Below are 25,472 nucleotides of genomic sequence, written 5' to 3'. Positions count from 1 at the left end.
TAATATTTTAAAACCCAATAAATGGGCTAAATTCCTCGTGATTGTAATTCGTTTCTGAGTTTAACCCCCTTTTCAACGACATCCAATCTTGCTTTTCTTGGATCTGGTTTTCCAACGGCTTCACCATCTAACTGTATATCCATAATTTCACCTGCATTTTTAGTATAGACTGGCCAGTTTGGTAATCCATCTCCATTCGGGTTTCCGGTCTTGGCGAAATTTACCCAGTACCCATTCATGATTTCCGCCACTTTTTTATCTTCAGGAGTTGTCTCTGGATTACCCCAACGTGCATCAAGATTATTAAACACATAGCCAACTTCGGAACCATGGCCGGCACCGTATTTCATTCTTTCTTTCATAGGTTCGGGTACAAAACCAAAATGATAAATAAACGTGGGTTCCCCTTTCTCCGCAAAAGCCCTAGCGGCAAAACGTCCCGGTTCTCCCCACACCCAATCGGTATTGAACTTGGTAATCACCTCTTCAAAATCTTTGGTACCATCAGGATCATAGGCAGCCTTCGCTTCTTCCTTAAAATCGCCAAAAAGTGAAAACAGTTCTTCTTTTGTCTTACTGTTGTTGACAAAGCCACCCCCAATTTCGGCGCTGTTAGATCCGATCATCAACGGTATTTGCATTTGTCTACCAGCGTTGTAGGCACTTTCGGCAGTTTCCGTTACTAATTTGCCATCCAATATTGGTCCTGAATAGATTCTAGGGCCTCCTTCACCATCCGTTTCTTGACCGCTATCCACAATTTCTTCTACAGGCAATGCACGCAGCTTGGCCAAGGCATCGGCATCGGTACCATCTATGCCATGTTTTTTAGCAAAATTGATACCGATGGTCTCCGCGGAAACGGGATAAAAAGGGGAAGCATTTTCCTCTCTAATCGGTCTTCCGGTAAGTACTCCGTCACGGGCGCCTCCAGATTCGCTAATGGCCTTATGGAAAAGTCCCTTCGCATCTGGAATGGTCATCAAAGAATGTACGGAAACCCCTCCGGCAGAAAAACCAAAAATTGTCACATTATCTGGATTTCCGCCAAAGGCAGCAATGTTCTTTTGTACCCACTGAAGTGCCGCAATCTGATCCATATAAGCATAGCTACCCTTGTGTTCTTCAGGATGTTCTGCACTTAAAGCAGGAAATGCAAAATGGCCCAAACGCCCCAAACGGTAATTAATGGTGATTAAAACCACTCCCTTCTTCGCAAATTCATCACCCGCGATTCCAGCTCCGGAACCACTTCCTCCAACAAAGCCTCCACCATGAATCCAAACCATGACCGGCAGGTTCGCACCCGAATTTACATCAGCGGGTTTCCACACATTCAGGTACAGGCAATCTTCGGATGAACCTTCACTAATGGTTCCCGGGGCACCGCCCCATCCGGACTGTGCGCAGTTTGCACCGTACTCCGTAGCATCCAATTCACCTTCCCAAGGGGATAATGGTTGAGGGGCTCTCCAACGGAACTCACCAACTGGAGGAGCAGCGAAGGGTATTCCTTTAAAGCTATCAACACCATCTTCCTGGACGCCTCGAATTACTCCTAATTCGGTCTTTACTTTGGGTGTACTTTCTTGCGCGGAAATAGTAACTCCAAGAAGTACCACCAATCCTAAAATGTATTTTTTCATTTTTGTGTATATTAAATTACGTTGTTCAAGTTATTCCCTTGTCATTGTTTTGCTAAAGGTCAAATCGGCCAATTTCCAATTGTTATTTTCTTTTACATAGACCTCTGTTACCATGAAGGGATTGGTCACTTCATTGCTGCCGACTACTGCCAACAGTGTAATTTGGTTCCAAAGTATAACGGTATTATCATTCAAGACTTCGACCATTACTTCATGGACATCGGCTTTTTTATAGTGGATGAACCCACCTCTAATGATTTCTACTTCGCGGTCCTTTCCCCACGTGCCGCCCATGTGGACGAACTTGGCCTTGTCATGAAAAAGGTCTTCCAATTTATCGGCATCCTTCTCGGCCATCCATTGCCATTTTTGGGTGGACAGCTCTCTGATTTCCTTTTCTAAATCAGTCGATTGGGCAAGGGCGACTTGTCCTGTGATGAGCATGACCAATAGACTTAGTATTATTTTTTTGTTCATTTTTATAAATTATTAGTTCTGAAGTATTAATGTGCAATTTCATGGGTATCACGAACGCTACTAAAGGTGAGGTCCAATAATTTCCAATCGTCGCCTTCTTTTTTATAGAATTCGGTGACCGTAAATTCAGTAGTTACATCATTTCCCCGAACATGGGCCGTAAGTGTTATTCTGTTCCAAAGTACCACAGTATCATCATCAAAAGTTTCCACGACCACATCTTGTACATCGGCATTTTTATACCAAATGCTTCCCGTCTCGATGATTTCCAATTCCCTGTCCTTTTTCCAGGAGCCGCTCATGTGTACAAACCTTGATTTGTCATGAAACAAATTGGCCAACTTGTCCACATCCTTATCGGCCATCCATTTCCATTTGGCCTTGGAAAGTTCCTTGATCTCATTTTCAAGACTTGAATTGTTAATTTCAGGAAGCGGTATGTTGTTATAATCCTCAGCACTAAGTTCGTCTGTCCATTCGGTAGGTGTTGGCCCGCCTATCGCCAAATAGGTTACTGCACTTTTAGGAGTGGCACCATGCCAATGTTCTACGTTGGGAAGGCATTTGATTACATCACCAGCTCGCATTACTTGTACTTCCTTTCCTCTTTCTTGATAAAAACCTACTCCGTTAGTGATCAACAATTGTTGGCCATCTGGATGTAAATGCCAGTTAAGAAATGCTCCAGGTGCTGAAACCGCTTGTGCTACGTTATGTTTAAAAGTTTCATCAGCATCTACAACATGCGTAAGCCAAATATCACCGGTATGGTGTACGTTTTTCGCTTTTGCCCCCATAGGAAAAATAGCTTCTTGCGCAAAGGAAGATATGCTTAGCACACCTATAAACAAGCCTATCAATAATGCTCTCATTTTGTTTTATTTAATTGTTTTAAATTATAAATTACCTTTTCCAAAGCTATGGTATAATTCATAGGATAGGCTTACCACAATTACGGATTCACCTACCATTATTACGGATTACAGGGGTATAAACCATTTGTTCACAAAGCATTAACTAAATTCGAACAACAGTTTTCTTCTATGTCCAATACAAAAGATTAGATATGGGTCGATGATTATTGTTCCGAATTTAAATTTAGGTACAGGGTACCCACTGAATGGTGAACATGATTTAACAGAAGGAAGTTAGATGAAAGAAAAACATTGAGGATAACCTGATTCATGTAGCGAAACAAAAAATATCCGACCTTGATAAATCGTTAAATAAAATTACATGCGATCTTGGTTTTTAATATCCACAGCATTTCAAAAGACTTTTTAAGAAAATGGTGGAGTATATCCCTCAGGAGTATCGGATGTTGAACTAATAGTTTCCAGCATCCAAAGTTATTCGCCCATTTCGAACTAGAACTTGCATTTTTTAAAAACCAAAGACATCGATTCAGGATCAATAGCTTCCATATCGATCAGTTTTAAATCCTTTACCATTTCTGCCGTGGTTGTTTTGTACTTTTGAAAATGAGGTGTTTTCAAATGCGATTCGTAAGCCTCCTGATTGGCATAAATTTCCAAAAGTCGTATCTGTGTAGGATTTTCCTTTTGAAACATGGGGTAAATACAGATTACCCCGGGCTCCAGCATAAGTGATGCTTCCGATTCCTCATTCAGTATCTCTAAATATTCATCCAAATAGTCCGTCCCAATTTCAAGTTCCGCAATGCGAACCATCATTTTCCCTTGATCAGTATCCGCTTTTAGGGCATCATCGCTTTGCCCGAAACCAATTAAAGACAGATGCAGTAATACCAACAACAGCCCCAATTTTTTAGTCAGCATAGTGTCATTTTTTATCCAACCCTTTTTCTTTTAGCCATTCCGCTAACAATACGGCCACCTTTTCATTGTTCAGGTCAGACATTGGAAAATGGGTATTTCCCTTAAGACCCTTTTCTGGAAGGTGTACCAAGGTGGCATCACCCCCATGCTTATTCACTGTGGCCGTCCAAAGCTTTGCCATTTGCAAGGCGGCTCGCCATTGTTCCTGACCAGGATGCGCTACAGGTTCGTTGGGTATATAATCCCCATAATAAATAACAATGGGAATTTCCGTCAATCGTTTAAATTCTGTCATGGGTACGCCTCTCGCACTTAATGCCCCTCCCACATAGGGGATGGTCTCAGGGACTTCCCCTTCTGGAAAGACAAAATTACTACCGGGTTCATAGGATGCAATGCCTTTTATGTTCCCATTTTTTAAGGCCGTCAACCAACCTTGGCCACCACTATGGGAATGGGTGACCAAAACACCTGGTCCAATCTTATCGAACAGCGTGGAAACCGCCTCTGTGTTGAGGTTGATGTTCAACGGTCCCGTATCCGGGGTAATTTGCCTAAAGAACTGGTTCAGCGCTTCTGGATCATCAGAAAACTGAACATCTGGATAAAATGTGCTTCCCGTTCCCAATCTAAATATCCCAAACCACAACTGATCATCCGTGGCTGCCGAAATCGTAGTAGGTTCCGTGCTCCTTCCTGATAATCCCCTACGGGGCTGGTCAATAAGGTATATGGGGAAATTACGCCTTAAAAATAGTGTTTGAAATCCCTCCCTGCCATCTGGGGTCGTTTGCCAAGTACGCATGCTCTGTCCATACCCATGCCAAAAAACCAAGGGTAATTTTTTTGAACTATCAGGAATTTGATAAAAAACAGTGGCATGGTCTCCATGCAAGGTTTGTCCTTCGGTAGCCTGATTGGAAGGGTTGAATGCCCCATGGGCAATTGGGTCAAAAGTACCGGGGCTGGTTTTAACGCTACCGCCCACGGTAAAACTGCCTTGTTCTACAAGGGTAATGGGCTGCTTTTGAGCATAAGCATCATTTACCAATAATTGAACCATTAAAAGCAATAACAATGTTGTCTTGATATTTTTCATCACTAAAATTTTATTAATTTGAAAGTATAGAGGTACTTCTTAATTTCCATTTAAATATTGTTCTTCGGTCACAGGATGTAGCCATTCCGTTGGACCGTCAACTCTACTTGTTATAGCGATTTGTATGAACGGTTTTTCTGCGCTTGCACCGTGCCAATGCGGGGTGTTTGCAGGGCATTTGACCACATCGCCTTTTCGTAGTATTCTTTTCTCACTACCTTTTTCCTGATAATAGCCTTCGCCATCTAAAGACATAATAATCTGTCCGTTGGGATGTGAATGCCAGTTGGACCTAGCCCCGGGATCAAAGGTTACCGTTCCCACTGAATTTTGGTTCACACTATCCGCCATCACTTGCATATGTACCCATACATCCCCAATGAAATTGTTGTTCGTGACCTTTTCCCCTTTAGGGAAAATCAATTCTTGTTGGGAATTCAAATCGACGGTTTGATTTTTCTCGGCTGCCTGCTTGCAGGAAAATATAAACGTTCCCATCAATATAATCGCTAAAAGATTTTTTCTGTTCATAGGTCTGTAGTTGAAAGATGGTTTTGGTAAAAGTCCACTAATTTATTTACGGCTTGATTCACATATTCTGGCTTCCAATAGGTTTCTATATGCGTTGCACCTTCGATAAGGAACAAGTCCTTGCTTTTCGCATTGGTCGCCTTTGGAAAAGCATCCAAGGTCAAATATAGTGTTTGGGCATTGCTGCCAGCAATCATTAATAAAGGTTGGTCTATGAGCTCAATATCGTCGGTAGCATTCCAAGCCATTAAATCCATTAAACTGCTTGTGGTGTAAAGAAACGTCGAATTGGGGTGGGCGTGGGTCCTAAAATAATATTCATAGCCTTGACGATAAAAAAGCGTTGAAACTTTTGCTAGTTCTTCGTCGGTAATACCGTCTACACCGGAATAAACGATTTCGCCGCCCCCAGCCTCCTGTGCTCTTGCCTTTGAAGCTTGCTTTAGCCTTTTTTGAATGGTCGAAATCTGCGAACTCAAAAACCCATTTTTTCGTACAATTCCTGTATTGAACATACTCAGGGTTGCCACTGCTTTAAACCGTTTATCCGATTGGACCGCTTTCAACGTATAGCCTCCGCCGCCACAAATGCCCAAAGCACCTAAACGTTCTCTATCGACCCCAGGATACTGTGAAATAAAATCGGCCATTCCTCGGATATCTTCGGTACGAAATTGGGGTTTGTCCGTATGGTGCGGCTGGCCCCCACTTGCACCCTGATAAGCAGCATCTGCCGTAATAGTAATGTAACCGGCCTCTGCCAAATGCTGTGCATATAGGCCTGCTGTCTGTTCCTTTATCCCTCCGTTAGGATGTGCAATTGTTATTGCCGGATATTTATTTTTCCGGTCATAATTGGCTGGTGTATAAACATTGGCCGCAATATCGATTCCGTTCAGTTTGTAGGTAACAGGATGTATGTTGACTTTTCTATCCACATTCTCCGTAATTGCTCCCTTATATACCAATCCAAAAGGGTTTTTTTCGCTTTGTGCCCTAATCGACTGATGTATTGATAACAGACTCATTAAAATGAATAATCCTATATATTTCATTTCCTTACTACTTTTTAGATTCCAATAATTCGTTCAATACTTTTTTGGCCGAATCGATTTTTTCATGATCTATATTTTTCCCCACTACATCGAGTAATTCCTGTAATTGAGTTGGCGTGATACCCTGTATTAAACAGATGTTCATGTGCGAACGCAACATGGGTTCCACATCGCCGATCGTTGCCAAAACGGAAACCGTGACCAGTTCCCTTTGCTGATAATCCAAAATGTCCCGATCAAAAATATCCGCAAATAGATGCTCCTTCAAAAAAACTTCGATGATAGGGGCGAATTGGGCATAATCCGCTGGAGGACCGTCCAACTTGGCCTGTACCAAGGTTTCCAAATTAATTTTTCCCCGTTCATATTTTGTACGGTTATCTTCTATTGGAGTAGCTTCCGCTCCTAGCTGATCGTCAACTCCTTCGGCCTTACGTTCGTCCAAAACTTTGATAAATGTCCGTAAACCACGTAAGCTCCTTGGAAATCCACAATAGGCATATAGATGCACCATAACTTCCTTGATTTCTCTTACGGTCAATCCTGCATCCAGACCTTCCGTTAAAGCGGATTCCAAAGTTTGCAGGTTGCCTTTTGCGGTGAGTGAGGCAATGGCAATTATGGATTGTTGCTTCGCATCCAAATTCACGGTTGTATTATCCTTGGATTGGGCATTCACTTGATTTGTGACGCCAAGAAACGCAGTAATCACTATGGCAATACCAATTGTTATAAGCTGTTTCATCCTTTTGCTATTATTTTTAATTTTTCGCTACTTACTATCGGTTTATCATTTTCTGATTCGCTTCGGAATAGCGTTCACCCACCAAATCAATCTTTGAGGTGGCCTCTGTAATTAGTTGCAGTTCCCCATCTGTAAAAGTAATACCGGTCGCCCCTAAATTTTCTTCCAGCCTTGAAGACTTTGTAGTACCGGGAATGGGTACGATCCATGGTTTTTGATAAAGGATCCAAGCCAAAGCAACTTGTGCCGGAGTGACCTCTTTTTCCTTGGCAAAAGTCGTAACCAAATCTACCAAAGCAAAATTATCCCTCAGGTTCTCTTTGGAAAATCGAGGCACGGTACTTCTAAAATCATTATCGGAAAAACTGGCGTTCCTATCTATTTTGCCTGTCAAAAATCCTTTCCCCAAGGGACTAAAAGGTACAAAACCGATACCCAATGCTTCCAATACGGGCATGATTTCTTCTTCCGGCTCCCGCCAAAACAATGAGTATTCGCTTTGCAAGGCAGTAACCGGTTGCTCCGAATGTGCTTTTTTGATTACTTCGACACCTGCTTCTGAAAGTCCAAAATGTAGCACTTTTCCCTCAGCTATTAAATCTTTAACTGTACCCGCAACTTCCTCAATGGGAACCTTTGGGTCAACCCGATGCTGATACAATAAATCTATAGTATCTACCTGTAAACGCTGTAAGGAAGCATCCACCATATTTCGAATAGTGTTAGGACTACTGTCCAAGCCCGTCACTTTTCCATCTTGATAACCAAAACCAAATTTTGTCGCTATTTGTACTTGGTTCTTAAAAGGATTCAAAGCCTTTCCTACCAATTCTTCATTAAAGTAGGGTCCGTACACTTCGGCGGTATCAAAAAAGGTTACCCCCATTTCAACTGCTTTACGGATCAACTGAATCATTTCCTTTTCATCCTTCGCAGGGCCATATCCAAAACTCATCCCCATACAACCGAGGCCGATTTCCGATACTTTCAGATTCTTTCCTAATGTTCTTGTTTTCATTTTTTATATTTTTTTACAGGACAGTGAATGAAATATATTGGCACTAAATTTTCTGGACGCTCTTTTTAGGGACTTTTTTATTTCCGCCAAAACTATAGTTCAAGGATATGTTCCAAATAAAATCATCCTCTGGAACTATTTGCGTGTCTATAGCTTTGTTCAAAATCGATGAAATTGAAAGTGGAAAATCCTTTTTTGCCAATGTTATGAAAGCAACAACGTAATACCCCGTTTTGTCGTCAAGACGCAAGTAATAGGCCTGGGGAGATACATTGAAATATAACTTTTCTGATATGGACAAATTTGTGAAAGATGCGTTAACTGTTAAAAAATCTGAACTTCTAAGTCCTTCATCAAAGCCTCTTGCTGTAAGGTAGTACATTCCTACACTTACTTTATCAGAAATTTTATAATTGGGTACAATTTCGGATGCCAAAAAGCGTCGAGATTCTATCAATTCCTCGTTGGCCCCATTACGAATGACATTGACCGTTCTAAAATTCAATGCAGGATGCGCCCCGATCCGCAACGTAAAACGTTTTTTTTGAATTGCCTTGTATCGAAACCAAAATAAAAAGGACCATGGTTTACCTTCCAATGCAAATCGCATATCGGGTTCAAAACTGAATTTTCCCTTGGTCATTTTTACATCAAAAATGGCCGCGGGTTCGCCCAAAGAGAAGGAGGGTACCAATGAAATACCATTATGGGTAACACTTGCCGTACCTCTAAAATTGTCAAGAAACGGTTTATATTCCAATTGCCCCCATACCAACACAGGTAACATACGAAACACATAAAGAGTAATCATTTGTAAATGGTGAAACTGTTTTTTCATAAAGTTCATTTGTTGTTCAAGTGGCTCAAGGTATTGGTAAAGAATTTTTTTCAAAAGTATAGGTTGTCCACATGCTTGAACTTACCCAAATTACGGTTATACCTACCACTATTACAGATTTTACGCCAACCGCTTGAATAACTGGTAATCAATGGCCTATCTTTAACTAAAAGTTAGAAGTCAATGAAAAATGTATTGCACATAAATACCGTTGGAGATTATCTTAATTTGAGAAAACAAGAGGTGTTGCACCCTTTGGTGGGTATTGTTGATTTTGAGAACGTAAACAAAGAAGGCTACGAAAACAAAGATTATGATGCCTTTCATTATAATTGCTATGCTGTTTTCTTGAAGGATGCCAAGGGATGCAAAATGTATTACGGAGGGAAGCCATACGATTATGATGAGGGAACCCTTGTCTTTATGGCTCCCGGTCAAACCATTGAATTAAGCGGTTTTGACCCTGATTATGTGCCCAAGGGGTATGCAATACTATTCCACCCTGATTTATTGATAGGTACGGAATTGGGAAAAAAATTACATAGCTATAGTTTTTTCTCCTATTCAAGCAACGAAGCACTCCATCTTTCCAATAAAGAACGAAAAGTGATTCTAAGTTTGATCGAAAAAATACAGTTTGAGTTGGAACAAAACTTGGACAAGCACAGTAAAAAGTTGATCGTAGCCAACATTGAACTCTTTTTGGATTATTGCACTGGTTTTTATGATAGACAATTCATTACACGAGAGGTAGAAAATATAAGTTCTTTGGAGAGATTCGATGTTTTGTTGAGCCAGTACTTTTCATCCGATAAACCGCAAAAGAATGGCACTCCAACTGTGGGTTACTTTGCAGAAAAAATGCACCTTTCGCCCAACTATTTTGGAGATTTGGTGAAAAAGGAAACGGGAAAATCTGCCCAAGAGTACATCCAGAACAAGCTGATAGAAGTTGCTAAGGAACGCGTATTTGATCCATCAAAATCTTTAAGTGAGATAGCATATGAATTAGGGTTTAAATATCCACAACATTTCACAAGGCTCTTTAAACAAAGGGTAGGACATTCGCCTAGTGAATTTCGGAGTTTGAACTAGAACCGAAGTTGTGAATAAATCAGTTTGTTTTTCAAAAAAATAGACTACAACATTACTTTTATAACAGATTTTAAAAAGGTCTTAATTTTAGTTTTTATAAAAGATTACAAGCCTTAAAACTACATAAATAAGGTGCGTTGTGTGCCCCACCCACGAACAACTTCTCGGGTCACAATAAAATATCCATGCTCTACATTTTTTTTGAAAGATAGTCCGGCGTAATTTTCACTAAATATTACCTCATAGACTTTTTGGAGTTCTTTCATAGTTAACTTTTCGGGCAGAAGGTTCATGCCGACCAACTTCCTATCAGGATTATCTTTTAAAGTCTCCAAGGCATTTTCGGCTATTTCTTGATGGCCTATCATCAATGGAGGTAACTAAACCACAACATACCAATCAATGGAATCCGAAAGTTCGTCGGGCTTGGGTGATACATGATTAAAATTTATCAAAGCGTAGTAGACGATGGAAATGAACCGATCCAACATCCAATGGTTATCCCATTGACCTCTAAAATGGTCCTCATGACATCCGAGGGCAGAGCGCGATGCACTACCAAAAGTGTGAAACTGTTCTAGATAAATAGTATCAAGACCCGCTCGTTCCCTCACAGCCTTTTTAATGGCACTGACAACATGCTCATCGTGTTTTACGAATCCTCCCGGAAGGGCGAAAAATCCTGTATTGTGGTACTCCAAAATAATAATTTGAAGCTGTTTGCCATTAAAGTCCAAAATGACGAAATCATAAGCCAAGTAGGGCATAAACTCCTCAATTGAAGGTAATTGCTTTTTCTTTTTTTGTACCAAAAATGATATTATTTTCAAAAGAAGTCGAAAATATCCGGAAAAACAAAGTATTATTGTAACAAACTGAGACAATAAATGATTTTGACATGAAAAATATTCTTATCCTTAGTGTACTCCTAATAATGTCGAACAGTAAAATATTTTCCCAGACCAAAAATTCCTTTGACGTCCAAACAAAAATTAAAAACGGCATCATCGAAGGTAGCTACAATACGCACACAGGTATCCAAACTTATTTCGGGGTTCCTTTTGCCAAACCGCCGGTTGGAGAATTGCGATGGAAAGCTCCCCAGCCTATGGATAATTGGGAGGGCGTAAGAGAAACAAAAACATTTGGTCCTCGTCCCATGCAGACAATGGTCTTTGGCAATATGAAATCACGCTCCGATGGTGTGAGCGAAGATTGTTTATATCTGAATATTTGGACACCCACCACAAGGAATATGAAAGATTTACCGGTAATGGTCTATTTCTATGGCGGCGGAAATGTAGCAGGTGATGCTTCGGAAAATCGCTATGATGGCGAAAGCATGGCCAAAAAAGGCATAGTGGTCGTTACGACCAATTATAGATTGAACGTTTTTGGCAATTTGGCCCATCCGGACCTAAGTGCAGAATCGCCCTATAAGGCTTCGGGCAACTATGGTCAAATGGATCAGCACATGGCCTTGCAATGGGTGCAAAAGAATATTGACGCTTTTGGAGGAGACCCTAAAAGGGTGACAATAGCGGGGGAATCTGCCGGATCTATAGGTGTAAGTGTGCATATGGCCTCTCCGTTGAGCAAAGATTTGATTGCGGGAGCCATTGGCGAAAGTGGTGCCGCGATACACCCTACCATGGCACCGGTGCCGCTGGCGGAAGCGGAAAACCAAGGCCAGGAATTTCTGAAAAATGCCGGATATTCGAGTATTACGGAATTCAGAAAGTTACCTACTCGCGATATCTACGAAATATATAACGCATCTCAACGCTTTGGTTTCCCAATGGTCATCGAAGGTTATTTTTTACCAAAATCGCTACCTGAAATTTTTGAAGCCAAAGAGCAAGCACAGGTACCTTTAATATTGGGATGGAATTCCGCCGAAATTCCCGGAATGGCGTTTACCCAAGGGCTTTATTCCAAAGAAAATTATGTGGTCAAGGTCAAGGAGACCTATCCAGAAAAAAATGCCGAAGTATTAAAATTATACCCAAGCGGTTCCGAAAAGGAAATAGAACGTTCGGCGACCGATCTGGCATCCGACCGATTTATCGTGTATAGTACCTGGAAGTGGTTCGACCTGCATCGGAAGAATAGCGACCAACCCGTGTACCGTTATTTGTACAGCAAACTTCGCCCGCCCTTACGAGATAAAAACTTGGCCTCGGGACTGGCCGGAGGTACGGTCGAAAAAGATTCGGATGCTCCCCAAATGCCCGAACCCATCGGTGCACCGCATGCCGCCGAAATCGAGTACGTCATGGGCAACTTGAATTTAGTGGACGATTATGCTTGGACAACGGATGATTTCAAAGCCTCCGAAACCATGTTGAACTTTTTCGCCAATTTTGTGAAGACTGGCAATCCAAACGGGGAAAATCTACCCGATTGGCCAAATGCCAAAGCCAATGATGCTACTCCGCCTGTGATGGTCATCGATACCGAAAGTGGCTCAAAAAATGCAGAAAACGATGCCCGTTACCTGTTTTTGGACGAGGTATATAAAAATTGATTTCCTAAAAATTCCGTTTGAAATGAAAAAAATAGGTTTTTATCTTTTACTGATAAATGTCGGGTTTTCGTCAACGACCTATGCCCAAACGGTTTCTGAAAAACTGAGAACCATTGTCACCACCGATGGTGAAATCGATGATGTGGACACTTTTATTAGATTCCTTTTGTATACCAACGAGTTCGAAACCCAAGGCTTGGTATATTCGAGCTCGATGTGGCATTGGAAAGGAGATGGAAAGGGAACACCTTTTACCTCTGAAATGGAAATGACCCGCAATATCTATGGCGAAAATTTAACGGATTTACGATGGCCGGGCACTCAATGGATCGAGAAACTTTTGGCGGAATATGCCAAGGTCCATCCGAATTTGTTGCTGCATGATAAAGATTATCCGAGCCCTGAAAATCTGCTGAGTTTAGTCCGAGTTGGAAACATCGATTTTGAAGGCGAGATGGAAAAACGTACCGAGGGATCGAAATTGATTGCAGAAAAATTATTGGATGATGACGAGCGTGAAATCTTTTTGCAAGCCTGGGGCGGCACCAATACCATTGCCCGAGCCTTAAAATCAATTGAAGAGGATTACTCAAAAAGTAAGGATTGGGAGACCATAAAAGATAAGGTTTCCAAAAAGGCGATAATCTATACCATTATGGATCAAGATGCCACTTATCAAAAATATATTGGTCCCAACTGGCCCAAGATTCGTGTATTTTATAACGCCAACCAATTTTGGTGTTTTGCCTATCCTTGGAAAATGGTCGTACCGAAAAGTCAACAACCGTATTTGGAAGGCACTTTTATGGGACCAAATATTATCAACAACCACGGGCCACTTTTTGAAAAATATTATTCTTATGGAGATGGACAAAAACAGGAAGGCGACCCTAACCATTTTGAGGGAGATATCTCAAAGATAACTCAAACCGAACGCGGTAGTTTTTCAAAATATGATTTTATTTCCGAAGGAGATTCACCTGCCTTTCTGCACTTGGTCGATGTAGGTCTGGCCAATTACGAAGACCCTTCTAGAGGGGGATGGAGCGGCCGTTTTGAGCAATCTGTAGATAACTCGTACCGCTATGAAGATGGTGAAGCTGCTTCTGACTTGAATCCTGAAACAGGTAAGATGGATACCAGCTATCCACAGACCCGTTGGATTAAAGCTATGCAATTGGATTTCGCCGCCCGGGCAGATTGGGCAGTAAAATCGTTTGCGGATGCCAATCATGCCCCGGAAATAAAAGTCTTTGAAGGAACTTCTATAAAGGCCAAAGCAGGAGAAAAAATAACGTTGAACCCAACATACAGTGACCCCGACGGTCATAAAGTTTGGTTCGCTGTCTGGCCCTATGCAGAAGCCGGTGATGGCACCGCTGATGTTACCTATGATGACGAAAAAGGGTTGGCCACCGTACAACTACCCGAAACCGCCAAAGCAGGTGAGGAATATCACATTATAGTTGAAGGTAGTGATACGGGTTTCCCCTCTTTAACACGCTACAAAAGAGTGATTTTTACAATAAAATGAAATGCTTTACTAAGTAATAATTAGTTTATTTTAAAAAGGACCGGAAGTATTTCCTATTTTTAGGGACGGCTACACTAGGGGAAAGCCTTTCTTCAGATAGGTACTTGACATTAACTATAAACATCCTACCTAAAATTTAATACGTAACTTCTAAATATACCACCACTCAAAATTGAGTGAAATTTCTAATACTCTCAAATTTAAAACTGAAATTAAACCCGTCCTCACAATAAAACTCATAAGCTTTGGACTATAAGCAGCGTACTCTGTAGCTATAGTTTAAGCTATGCTTTGAAAAATATAGCTATAGTATAGATTTATATTACTTAGCTCAAAATCCTAGACTGCACTAGTCGTTCAGCACATTGCCAATTCATTTCGCTAAAAGCTGCACTATGGGCAAAGAGCTTCTCTAGAAAATGTCTTGAACACAATCCCCGCTTTTAACTTTGCATTCCGCTAACCTTTCCCGATGCTCTGGGAAGGAACGCTTCATTGCAAGTCAAAACCGTGAATTAAGTCCGCTTGAACTGAATTTGATATATAGTGTTTTATTCCGCTTCAACAGAATTTAAAATTACACTACTTCAAGGTATTTAACCCACTACCCGAACCGGCACCATTCCCCTTTTTTTGACGGCAAAAAAACAACATTCATTCTTGCACAACGGCATAAACCAGGGGGCCCCTGCCCCACTTATTTATACGTCTTACCAAGCCTGAATATTGTAAAAGTGCAAGCAACAAAAAAAGGTGACAGCGACGGCTCTGTGGGAAGTAAATCAAATACCGGAAATCATGAAATCATACCAAATTCTCAAAAATGAAACGGAACAAAAATTAAAAAACAACAAAAAGGAAAACGCTCTAGGTATAATAAGTAAATCACTTTTAAAATAGTTTGAATCAAATGTTTAATCTTAAATTTTTCAATTATGAGTAGTATCAAAAATCATGTACAGTTAATCGGAAATGTTGGACAGGAACCAACCATTACAAACTTGGAAAGCGGCAAAAAAGTAGCCCGTTTTTCACTAGCCACCAATGAGTATTACAAAGACTCAAAGGGGGAGAAACAAACGGAAACCAACTGGCACACCATCGTAGCTTGGGGCAAGACGGCTGAAATTATAGAGAAATATGCCGGAAAAGGCAAAGAAATCGGAGTTGTCGCTATTCTAGAATGACCTAATAATTTTGAAACTGTCTCAATGGGCATACCATTACTCAGCGTTACCGTTGTTGCAAAAGTATGTCTAGCGATATGAAATGTGAGGTTCTTTTGAATACCACATACATCTGCTATTTCCTTTAAATAGGAATTTAGCTTTTGGTTAGTGATTTTAGGGAATATGGTGTCTTGTGAAATAGATTTTTTATTGCTCTTATATTTTTCAACAATTTCAAGTGCTTTTGGTAATAATGGAACTCGAATAGGCTTAGTTGTCTTTTCTCGACGATAATATATCCAAAGTTCGCCATCTATTCCAATACATAGGTTTTCTCCGGTCAGGTTAATTACATCGATATAACTCAAACTCGTATAGCAACTAAAAACAAACAAATCCTTTACCAGCTGAAGTCTAGTTGTGGCAAAGGACTTTTCTTCTATTGCTTGAAGTTCGTCAAGTCTTAAAAAGCCTCTTTCCGTTTTAATATATTTTGATTCGAAGTTGATAAAGGGATCACGATGTATCCATTCCAATTTTAGAGAAAGGTTGATTAATTTTCTGAAATGTGCTATATGTTTCATCACAGTATTGTTACCCATTCTCTGTTGATGGTCTTCAGGTACGTAAGACCTTAGAAATTTTTCAAATTTTATGATAAAGTCATAGTCGAGTTCACTCAATTACATATCCGAGGACTTATAAGTTTTTAGTAGGAATTTGGAAACATATTTTTGTGTGGTGAAATAATTTTTTTGGGTTCCCCATTTTAACTTGCCCCTCATGTCCTCGTTATGGTAAGCAATAATATCCGTAACCGAACGATGGGCATCATCTACCCGAAGGAATCTTGCCTTAACTGCCTGTGCGGTAATTAGCTTATTATCAGTCTTTAAATCTCGGTAGCACTGAAATAAGTGATTATAGGTCTCGTCCAAATAGCTGTTAAGTATTCTCGATTTTTGGCTAGTCCCTTTAGCTCGGTTTTTATGCACATCCCAGCCCGATATTAAAATTTTCCGTTTTAAACTAATGACTGCCCGTTTACCATTTACGGTAATTCTAGCATAAAGTGAGGCCTGATTGTTTTTGACTCTGGAAAAATCTACCCAGAAGAGAATACTGAATGTTGAAGATGTCTTCACGATTTCGTCTTTTAATTAACATTTATTTTGTTATCAGACGAAAGTCAAATCACTTATAAAGATACATTTATTTAGTCAACGCATTTGGCTTTTTAACAAATAGGTCAACACTTTTACAGTTTTAAATTTGTTGACCGATTTGTTGACATTTCTATTAGGATTAAATGATATGTTTTGATATCCCTAAAAACGAAAAAACCTGATAATCATACGATTAACAGGTTTTTGCTATAGATTGATACTATAATTTGTCGGGATGACAGGATTTGAACCTGCGACCACACGGCCCCCAGCCGTGTACGCTAACCGGACTGCGCCACATCCCGAATTTTGGGATGCAAAAATAGCACTTAATTATGGATTTTTTAAAACTATCTGATTATCGATATAATGTAAAATGACCTACAAAACGTTGATTTCTGTCATCATTAGCATTTACTACATACCAATAGTCACCTGTTGGTAACGGTAGACCCTCATAGGTACCATCCCATTTTACTACCTCTCTTAAATGTGCAATTACACGACCGTAACGGTCATAAATCTTTACTTCAATATTGGGGAATAATTCGGCATTTTCTACACCCCAAAATTCGTTCAACACATCACCATCAGGCGTAAAAAAGTCGGGCAGTTCGGGCATTTCGTTAAATTCAAAAGGTACCATTAGCATAGCTACACAACCCATGCTATCTCTAACCTCAACTTCTACATCTTGTGTAATTATTGACTCAAATACATTATTAGAACCGTACGATTCACCATTGAAGAAATACTCATAATCTCCAAAACCTCCAGATGCAATTACGGTTATTGAAGTTGGGTCAATTTGGCCAAACTCTACCATTAATGGTTCATAAGCATCTATTTCAAATTCTGTAAATGTGGTACATCCATTTTTATGATAGACATATACGGTGTGTTTACCTGGTTCTAAATCACCAAATACCTTTTTATCACTTGCAATTGTAATATCATCTACATCTAAAGAATATAGAACATCGGCATACATACTTTCATCTGTGAGCGCTACTGTGGCCGTGTTATTTGGAAAAATTCCCTCGCACCCGTACGCTACTGTAGATTCTGCAACTAGGTCAACGCCAACCGGAATTTCTACCGTTATATTGGTATCACAACCTGCTTCATCTCTGATAAATATAACATAGGTTTCTCCTGCCTGCATAGTATCAAAAACGAGTTCTGTATTTTGCACAAAATCTGCTTCATCTACCGAGTTTACACTGGTGTAATATGGTGGTGTTCCGCCTATTACGTTAAGGGTAAATCCACCATCCATATCATTTAAACAGGTTTCTGGTGTCACCGAAGCAATTGAGGCTACTAGTTCTTCTGGCTGTTCTACGGTTACTGTTCTGGTAATGGTACAACCCAATTCATCTTGAATAATAATATCATACTGTCTTGGTGATAATCCATCAAAGGTTTTTCTATTCGGATTAGTAGCGTCATCACCTTCAAAAAACTCACTCAACGTATCAGAAATAGAATACCGTATTCTACCTGTTCCACCACTTGCTTCTAACACTATTTGACCGTTGGTTTCACCATAACAAGTTGGGGATTGCACATCTAAATACTCTAATACTAATGGTGGTTTTGGCTCTATAATGATTGGTGGTGAGATGGCTTCGCATCCTCCACTACGGGCATACACGTAATAGGTTCCTGGATTAAGATTTCTAAAGATTCCAGAATCTTGTTCTTCCCTAATTACGTTAGTTGCTGAAGGATTAGGTGGTGTGTCAGAATTTAACAAGGTATATCTGTAGTTACCAATTCCTCCAAAAGCCTCAGAACGAATAATTCCCGTTGCTTCACCTGCACAATTAATTGTAGCATTAGTTAAGTCTAAATCGATTACCAAAGGTGCTGCAGCATCCAGCGATATTTGATTTGAACGTTCGAACGGACAACCGTTAGAATTCTGAATATCATACTGAAATGGCCCCGCATCAACATTAATATCTGCCGTAATTTCTACACTTACATTACCTACCCCAAAAGGTTGAAAAGCATCTGTTGTACCAGAACGACGATAAAAATATTCTAAACCTGGTTCTGGATTGGCAATGGTGAGTTGCATTCTACCTATATCACCACATCCTGGAGGTTGTAATTCCACCAATTCTGCTTCAACAATTTCAGGGTCTTGAATTGTAATTGGCACTGTCGTATAACTACAATTCCATCCATCAAACACTGTAATGGTGTAATCACCGGCTGATAAATTACCAAATTGTGGTGTGGTTTGTAATCCGCTCGTAGAACCGTCTTCTAACCTAGTTAATTGGAATAAATAGTTACCTACGCCCTGACCACCAGAAATAGTAAAGGCTTCAATTACCCCGTCATTATCATTATTACAACGTAAAGGGCTTACTACCTGAATATCAGCATAGATTGCTGTTGGCAAGGATAACGTTATGGTTTCAGCATAAACACATCCGTTAATATCTCTTGTATTTATAGTATATGTTCCTTCTGATAAATCAGAAAAGATAGGATTGGTATTAGGAAAATCTACCAAAACGGTTACTCCATCTGGTGCTACTAGCTGATATTCATAGGTACCCCAACCACCGTCACCGGCTGCAGTAATTTCTCCTAATCCTGGCGTGTTACATGTAACTGCTGCGGTTTGTACCAAATTGGAAGTCAAAGGCCTATCTGGACTTCTAATAGTGGCAACGTTACTAAACACATCACAAAACGGAGCGTCTGTGGCTTCAATACGAACTACCATATTACCTGCTGGTAAGCCTGTGATAATTTCTGGAGAACTAATTGGGTTATTGGTATCAAAGCTTCCTACCACTCCTGTGCTCGTTTCTACGCCACTGTTGTCTCTTGAGAATACTTCGTAATTGTATTGACCTGAATAATTTGCGATTTCAATACTAATCTCACCATCATTACCCCCAAAACATGAAATGGGTTTTACTTCTGCTATGGTAGCTGCTATAGTATTATATTCTGGCATTGCTACAATTGAAGTTAAATACGTACAACCACCAGAATCTAAATTGGTAACGGCAAAAATATAATCACCAGGCGTTGATACGGGCCAATTTATAGTAGCCGTTCCGCCTGAACTTCTTGCTGGTTCTGAGCCCAAAGGCAGAATTTCAACTTCATAATTACCTGGACCTTGGTCAATGGTTATATCAATTGAACCAGGGGCTACACCAAAACCGCTCGCATCGCAATTAATAGGATTCACAGCAAAACTAAATGTCAAATCTGTTGGCGGCACCAAATTCACTGTTGATGTGCTTTCACAACCGTTTTGGTCTCTTGCTGTAATTAGTATCGTTTGAGGGGTTCCATTGTCTATTACCGTAAACTGATTACTGGTTTGAAAGTTGGTACCGTCAAATGCCGCGGTACCGTCATTCATACTAAAGGTGTAAGGTCCTGTACCTGTTGGTGTTCCACTACCATCTCCATTACTATCTACAAATGCTGTCAGCGTTGCAGTAGTGAATTGATTGCTAGACGGATTACAAACAAAATCTGTACTAATTACCGTTAAATCTAAAGCTGTTGGTTCTGTGATAATAATATCTGCTGAACGAACGGCACAACCACGGTAGGATACTACTTCAACCTGGTAAGTATTTGCACCTAGATTATCAAAAAATGAAGATGCTTGAGGTCCGGCAATGACTGTTGCGGTTGACCCATCATATAAATAATATTCTAAAGGCGTATCGGTAGCTGTTCCAGGTGCTAATTCTACGCTAATGGAACCATCGTTTGCTCCAGAACAGCTCACATCTGTTGAAGGAGTTGCCGAGATTACCGGATTGGTAACTGTAGAAACATTTACCACAGCAACATCTGAACACAACGGTAAAGTGTTAGAATTTAAATCGGTTACTAAAATGTTATAATCGCCAGGGGCAATATTGGTAAAGGTATTGGTATTCTGAGGTGGCCCAATAGGAAGCATTGTAGCATCGTCTCGTAACTGATACTCAAAATTTCCACTACCACCGGTGGTAGTTACGGTAATAATACCATCACCAGCATTACATGTTGGCTCTGAACTTGCTTGAGCTGATATGGCAAAGAAATCATACACCCTAGCAGTTACCGTTAGTGTACAACCATTACCATCACGAACAGTTATTCTATACACTCCTGCGTTAGGCACTACAAAATTTGGACTGTCTTGATAACCGCCTCCAATATCATATTGAAAGGTTTCTTCGGGTAAACCTGAACCCGTAGATAATGGTGCAGTAATATTAATTTGAAAACCGCTTGTTGCTACACATTGATTAATAACATCAATAGTTGGCGTAGGCATTCCTGGTTCTTCAGTCACGGTTACTGTGCTAAAGCTTATACAGCCATTGGCATCTTCAACATAAAAATCATAATCTCTCGGAAACGGACCCGAAAGCGTATAGGTTGTTTCCGAAGTAAATGCAGATGGTGCGGGGTCACCGTTTGGTACATAGGCAAAACCATAGGCTGGTGAACCTCCTGCACCACGTACCGTTACAATAGCACCTGAATTGCAGGTTGCTGGAACATTAGCTACCAATACTAATGAGGGTGAATTAACTTCAATTGCTGTTAAACTACTATCTGTACAACCACTTGCGGTATCATTAACAGTTACTTGATAATTACCTGGTGTAAGCCCGGTAACGGCTGCAAAAGGTCCAGAAGCGGACTCAGTACTTGGTCCGAAGACAACGGCGCCAGTATCGGTGTTGGTTACTGTTATTTCTACAGTGGCTCCTGTTGCTCCTGAAACTGTATAACTTAATTCTCCGCTACCTGCAACGCCACAAGTAGCATCGTTAGCAGTTACTTGTACATCTAAAGCGGATGGACCAGCGTATGGTGGAATATATTCTAAGTACAAACATCCTGTACCGGTATCTTCAACCTCAACAATATATTCTGTTCCAAAATCTAAACCTGTAAAAGTATGTGTTCTCGGAGGCGAATTTGGTGTGTATCTTGGTCCACTCTCCCCTACTAAACGAATTAAAAAAGGCCCTACACCACCATTTATGGTGATGGTTTCAGTTAAACCTGAAGTACATATAGACAAGGGGTCTGGCAACGGGGTTATAGTAACGGTATCCTCAGTTAATCTTAACGTATCTCTATCTTCACAGCCCGTAGCATCAGTGGTAACCACGGTGTAGTCACCTTGGGGCAAATTGGTGAAGTTCACCGTGGCACTTGGGGTGGGGCCAATAGTTGACACCACATTTCCACTGATATCCAAAAGTGTAAATTCATAAGGTGCAGAACCGTTACTTACAGTTACGGCTAATTCCCCTTCAACGTTTCCGGTTGAACAAACTGCTGGAGTAGGCGTTACCGTAGCGTCTATAGGGCTGCTTGATGCTATAGTTGCAGTCAAGGGTATACTCACACAACCTCTACTATCTCGTATAACAAAATCTGTATAGGTTCCTGGTGCGTAACCAGAAAATACATTTTGTGAACCAAAGGTTAATCCACCATCGTTACTATAACTAAATGGCGGTACACCTTGAGAGGTATCTGGAGTTAAGTACACAATACCGCTATTGAAATCACCACATTGGGTATCTGTTACGGTTACAAATCCGGCGATATTTTCCTGAGGAACTATACTAACTTCATTAGAAACATTGGTGCAGCCTTGACTATCGCTAACCATAAAACGATAGGTTGTTGGTGTGGTTATAGAACCATCATTTGGTACGGTGTAGGTAAAAGAATTTCCTGTAATCGGATTGCTATCTGAAGTAAAAGGTCCGCCATTAATACTTACTTCATAAGAATCGTAATTACTTCCGGCAGGGTACCCATCAGAAATGGTAACTTCAATCTGACCATCTGGCCCAGAACACTCTAATTCTTGAGTAATCTCTGCGGCCGCATTAATTTGTGGAGCAATTGTTATGGTTATAGAATCTCTACAATCATTAGCGTCTGCAACATCAATAGTATAAGTACCTGGTGTAAGATTTGAAAAACTCGAAGTTGCACTAAAAACCCCATTGTTTATTCTATACTCGTAAGGCGCTAATCCGCCGGTTGTGTTGAAGACTAGGGAAGCAGCGTCGAAAGCATCGTAACAAAAGTCCGACGCTGCATTGTCCACAGTCAAAATTGGTGCCCCTAGGGCATTAAGTGTAAAAGTATCGGTTTGGCTACATCCGTTTAAATCTGTAGCAATAACTGTATAGGTACCAGATTGTGAAAGCCCTGAAAAGTTTCGGCCACTTTTTGGCCCTCTTCGAGTTCCATCTGGTTGAATAAGTTCATAAGTTGTGCCACCCCAACCCCCAGAAGTATTTACCCGAACTGCGCCAATATTACCATTCTGACAATTCATGGGGTCAACATCTAAACTATCTAGATTAAATGCAGAAGCTGGTCCATCAATAATTAAAGTTGACGTGTCTGTACAATTGGTATCTTCGTCTGTAACAGTAATGGTATAGCTGCCAGCAGCTAAATTGTTAACTGTTATTACTCCATTAGTTTGCCCTGTTACAGCACTACCACCATCAATAGCATAGCTAAAGGTGTTACTAAAACTGTCAACTATAAAACGCCCCACTCCATTGGTATCTCCAAAACAAGTAATTGGACTTACTTGCTGGGCTTGCACACGTATTGAACTAATATCTGTAATAGCATAGCTTTCGTCATATGAACAGCCTGCGGCATCTGTAACTCTAAATATGTAGGAACCTAAACCCAAACCGCTAAAAACCGTATTGTTTCCGTTATTGATTGCAGCTGAGGCTGGAGAAATTATTTCATAGGTATACGGTCCAACGCCTCCAGTTTCACTAACTGTTACCGAAGCTGTTGTAGTTATACAGTCTAAACTAGAAATAGTAAATGATAAGTTTGTAGGTTTATCTAAGGCAGTAAAAATGATGTCTGAAAGTGTTTGCACACATCCATTGGCATCTCTTATTTGAGGGGTGTATGTTCCTATACCCAAATTGGTGAAGGTAGCTGTACTGCTAAAACCAGCTCCAATGCTAAACTCATAAGGTGCACTACCACCAGATACACCAGCTATTGAAATTTGACCTCCGTTTTCATTACCACAACTAGGGGTAGCATCTGCATTAGCTGTTGCAATGATATTTGAAGGTGTACCTACTGTTGCTGTCTGAGCAGGTGTTGTACAAGTAAACGAATCTTGTGTATAGCGCAACATTACATCATAACTACCGGGTGCTAAACCCGAAAAAATATTACTTACCTGATAAGATGCTCCATTATCAATACTGAATTCAATATTGTAACCGTATCCGTTAGTTACATTGACCGCAACTTGACCGTTATTAGTTCCACCGCAACTTGCATCTTGAGCCGTAACATTAAAAACAGGAGGTGGAATATTTTCAACGGTAACTGAGGCATCTCTTTGACATCCGTTAGCATCTTCCACTGTTATCGCATATGTGCCCGCACTTGCTACAGAAAAGGTAGAGCTATTGGTATATGTAGAACCAAAAGCCCCGCCATCAACACTAAATCTGTAAGGCGCCGTTCCACCCGTTGTATTCACAGTTACATCAACAGATGATGCGCCACAACCAAAACTATCACTAGCAGCCGTGGATACGTTTAACGGACTAATTCCACTACCAATCTCAATAGGGTCGCCATTTACATCTGTATCAATGGTGATATCACAATCGTTAGTTTGTACTCTTACCGAATACGTGCCCGTTACCACGCTTGCAAATGTGTACGAATCTGCATTATTAGGGCCAAAGGTATCTACCGTAACCCCGTTTTTAATTAAGCGATACGTATAAAATCCTGGAACACCACTTACGTTTACGGTTACGCTTCCTTGCTCACCGCTACATAAAATATCAGTTTTAGCAACACTTACAGCTATATCTAAATCTTGTATATTAACTGTGTTCGATGGGAAAAGACAAGCCGTAGAAGACACATCTTTCAAACGCACATAAACGGTATAATCTCCGGCTGATGTAATGTCAAAAAATGGGTCGTCTTGAAAAGGACCCGAAGCACTGTTTAAACTATATTCATATCCGTTTGGTACGTTGGTCACTTCTACCCTTCCCGGATTTCCACAAATAATATCCTCATAAACTAATTGTGGATTTAACGGATTCTGAGTTACTTTAAAATAATAAAACTGACCAGAATTAACTCTTACACGATATTCACCAGGCGAATCTAAATTATAAGTAGGGTCACTACCAACTGTATTCCATGTACAAGTAGTATTGATAGTAGGGCAATCATCAACCACCGTAGGTGCACAAGTATTGGGGTCTAATTTCTGCCAATCATATGAGCTACCTGTTTGGTTTAGGGTAAGCGTTCGTACATCACTGGTTCCACATAGAAAATACTTAGCCAAGGTACTACCGTCATTTGGGCACACCGCCTCCTCATTAGCACCTTGTAAAATTGTTGTAAAATATGGCGCACTTTCAAAACCAACCTCAGCTGTTTTTGAGACAGTACTCGCCATTTCCATGGGCTTATCGACTTTTGGTGTTTTAGCGATTTCTTTATTTTCAAGAAAAACACCTAAAACAACATTTGTTGCGACCGCCGAATAACTAAATACTGATGTTACTACCACCAATAGCAAGGCAATTACGAACTGCCTGGTTTTTCGTGAGGACATAGGTTAAGTCTGGTTTTTTGAAAAATATGGAGATTTGGGAGCCCTATATTCTTCTGATTGTAATTTTGTTACTTATAATTTCTATTTACCTTTAAACTTCAATTCAACTATAAA

The 25,472-nt window shown here is 40.4% G+C and carries 17 protein-coding genes, 1 tRNA gene and 2 pseudogenes; 4 read left to right on the top strand and 16 right to left on the bottom strand.

Translation table 11 applies throughout. The features are described 5' to 3' along the window. Nucleotides 1-26 precede the first annotated feature (26 nt). The 10 genes from H5V42_RS09940 to H5V42_RS09895 all read right to left on the bottom strand — a co-directional run bounded on the left by H5V42_RS09940 (nucleotide 27) and on the right by H5V42_RS09895 (nucleotide 9,208). Entirely contained in the window at nucleotides 27-1,646 is a 1,620-nt protein-coding gene (locus H5V42_RS09940) for a carboxylesterase/lipase family protein (protein ID WP_185783005.1), read from the bottom strand. Between the two features lie 30 nt (nucleotides 1,647-1,676). Next, on the bottom strand, nucleotides 1,677-2,090 hold the full coding sequence (locus H5V42_RS09935; protein ID WP_241731873.1) for a nuclear transport factor 2 family protein: 414 nt from the start codon (nucleotides 2,088-2,090) through the stop codon (nucleotides 1,677-1,679). Between the two features lie 59 nt (nucleotides 2,091-2,149). Next, nucleotides 2,150-2,995 (bottom strand): DUF4440 domain-containing protein, encoded by an 846-nt coding sequence (locus H5V42_RS09930; protein WP_185783003.1) that lies wholly within the window; start codon nucleotides 2,993-2,995, stop codon nucleotides 2,150-2,152. A 495-nt stretch (nucleotides 2,996-3,490) separates the two neighbouring features. Continuing rightward, entirely contained in the window at nucleotides 3,491-3,922 is a 432-nt protein-coding gene (locus tag H5V42_RS09925) for a putative quinol monooxygenase (protein WP_185783002.1), read from the bottom strand. A gap of 4 nt (nucleotides 3,923-3,926) precedes the next feature. Further along, nucleotides 3,927-5,021: an alpha/beta hydrolase gene (locus H5V42_RS09920; protein ID WP_185783001.1), complete on the bottom strand. Its 1,095-nt coding sequence runs from the start codon at nucleotides 5,019-5,021 to the stop codon at nucleotides 3,927-3,929. 39 nt (nucleotides 5,022-5,060) lie between these two features. Then, nucleotides 5,061-5,552, bottom strand: coding sequence for a cupin domain-containing protein (locus H5V42_RS09915; RefSeq protein ID WP_185783000.1), 492 nt, complete (start codon nucleotides 5,550-5,552; stop codon nucleotides 5,061-5,063). Next, nucleotides 5,549-6,607, bottom strand: coding sequence for an alpha/beta hydrolase (locus tag H5V42_RS09910; RefSeq protein ID WP_185782999.1), 1,059 nt, complete (start codon nucleotides 6,605-6,607; stop codon nucleotides 5,549-5,551). Before H5V42_RS09910 ends, H5V42_RS09915 begins: the two co-directional genes overlap by 4 nt. Nucleotides 6,608-6,614: 7 nt before the next feature. Further along, on the bottom strand, nucleotides 6,615-7,352 hold the full coding sequence (locus H5V42_RS09905; protein ID WP_185782998.1) for a carboxymuconolactone decarboxylase family protein: 738 nt from the start codon (nucleotides 7,350-7,352) through the stop codon (nucleotides 6,615-6,617). 34 nt (nucleotides 7,353-7,386) lie between these two features. Then, nucleotides 7,387-8,370 (bottom strand): aldo/keto reductase, encoded by a 984-nt coding sequence (locus H5V42_RS09900; RefSeq protein ID WP_185782997.1) that lies wholly within the window; start codon nucleotides 8,368-8,370, stop codon nucleotides 7,387-7,389. A gap of 43 nt (nucleotides 8,371-8,413) precedes the next feature. Further along, on the bottom strand, nucleotides 8,414-9,208 hold the full coding sequence (locus tag H5V42_RS09895; protein WP_185783036.1) for a hypothetical protein: 795 nt from the start codon (nucleotides 9,206-9,208) through the stop codon (nucleotides 8,414-8,416). A 183-nt stretch (nucleotides 9,209-9,391) separates the two neighbouring features. On the opposite strand from H5V42_RS09895, the gene H5V42_RS09890 reads away from it, so the two are divergent. Then, the gene (locus H5V42_RS09890) at nucleotides 9,392-10,303 is read left to right on the top strand and encodes a helix-turn-helix domain-containing protein (protein WP_185782996.1); all 912 of its coding nucleotides are present in this window, start codon (nucleotides 9,392-9,394) and stop codon (nucleotides 10,301-10,303) included. 119 nt (nucleotides 10,304-10,422) lie between these two features. Here H5V42_RS09890 and H5V42_RS09885 read toward each other — a convergent pair whose 3' ends face one another. Together H5V42_RS09885 and H5V42_RS09880 are read right to left on the bottom strand one after the other, a co-directional pair. Next, nucleotides 10,423-10,671 (bottom strand): NrtR DNA-binding winged helix domain-containing protein, encoded by a 249-nt coding sequence (locus tag H5V42_RS09885; protein ID WP_185782995.1) that lies wholly within the window; start codon nucleotides 10,669-10,671, stop codon nucleotides 10,423-10,425. Between the two features lie 12 nt (nucleotides 10,672-10,683). Next, entirely contained in the window at nucleotides 10,684-11,187 is a 504-nt protein-coding gene (locus tag H5V42_RS09880; RefSeq protein ID WP_185782994.1) for an NUDIX hydrolase, read from the bottom strand. A gap of 14 nt (nucleotides 11,188-11,201) precedes the next feature. Here H5V42_RS09880 and H5V42_RS09875 point away from each other — a divergent pair, with 14 nt between their 5' ends. The 3 genes and pseudogenes from H5V42_RS09875 to H5V42_RS15225 form a co-directional block, all read left to right on the top strand. Further along, the gene (locus H5V42_RS09875; RefSeq protein ID WP_185782993.1) at nucleotides 11,202-12,830 is read left to right on the top strand and encodes a carboxylesterase/lipase family protein; all 1,629 of its coding nucleotides are present in this window, start codon (nucleotides 11,202-11,204) and stop codon (nucleotides 12,828-12,830) included. A 22-nt stretch (nucleotides 12,831-12,852) separates the two neighbouring features. Further along, nucleotides 12,853-14,364: a DUF1593 domain-containing protein gene (locus H5V42_RS09870; RefSeq protein ID WP_185782992.1), complete on the top strand. Its 1,512-nt coding sequence runs from the start codon at nucleotides 12,853-12,855 to the stop codon at nucleotides 14,362-14,364. Between the two features lie 935 nt (nucleotides 14,365-15,299). Next, nucleotides 15,300-15,548 (top strand): annotated as a pseudogene (locus tag H5V42_RS15225) (single-stranded DNA-binding protein); the annotation flags it as partial. A gap of 41 nt (nucleotides 15,549-15,589) precedes the next feature. On the opposite strand, the pseudogene H5V42_RS09865 reads toward H5V42_RS15225, so the two are convergent. The 4 genes and pseudogenes from H5V42_RS09865 to H5V42_RS09850 form a co-directional block, all read right to left on the bottom strand. Continuing rightward, nucleotides 15,590-16,216 (bottom strand): annotated as a pseudogene (locus H5V42_RS09865) (phage integrase SAM-like domain-containing protein); the annotation flags it as partial. Continuing rightward, nucleotides 16,217-16,678 (bottom strand): Arm DNA-binding domain-containing protein, encoded by a 462-nt coding sequence (locus H5V42_RS15390; protein WP_185782990.1) that lies wholly within the window; start codon nucleotides 16,676-16,678, stop codon nucleotides 16,217-16,219. Between the two features lie 251 nt (nucleotides 16,679-16,929). Continuing rightward, nucleotides 16,930-17,004 (bottom strand) — tRNA-Pro (locus H5V42_RS09855). Between the two features lie 53 nt (nucleotides 17,005-17,057). Beyond that, entirely contained in the window at nucleotides 17,058-25,358 is an 8,301-nt protein-coding gene (locus H5V42_RS09850; protein ID WP_185782989.1) for a T9SS type B sorting domain-containing protein, read from the bottom strand. Nucleotides 25,359-25,472: the final 114 nt, after the last annotated feature.

The organism is Croceivirga lutea, from assembly GCF_014235875.1.
Taxonomy (GTDB): domain Bacteria; phylum Bacteroidota; class Bacteroidia; order Flavobacteriales; family Flavobacteriaceae; genus Croceivirga; species Croceivirga lutea.
The sequence above is the reverse complement of the archived record's forward strand: the minus strand, read 5'-3'. Positions and strand labels throughout refer to the sequence as shown.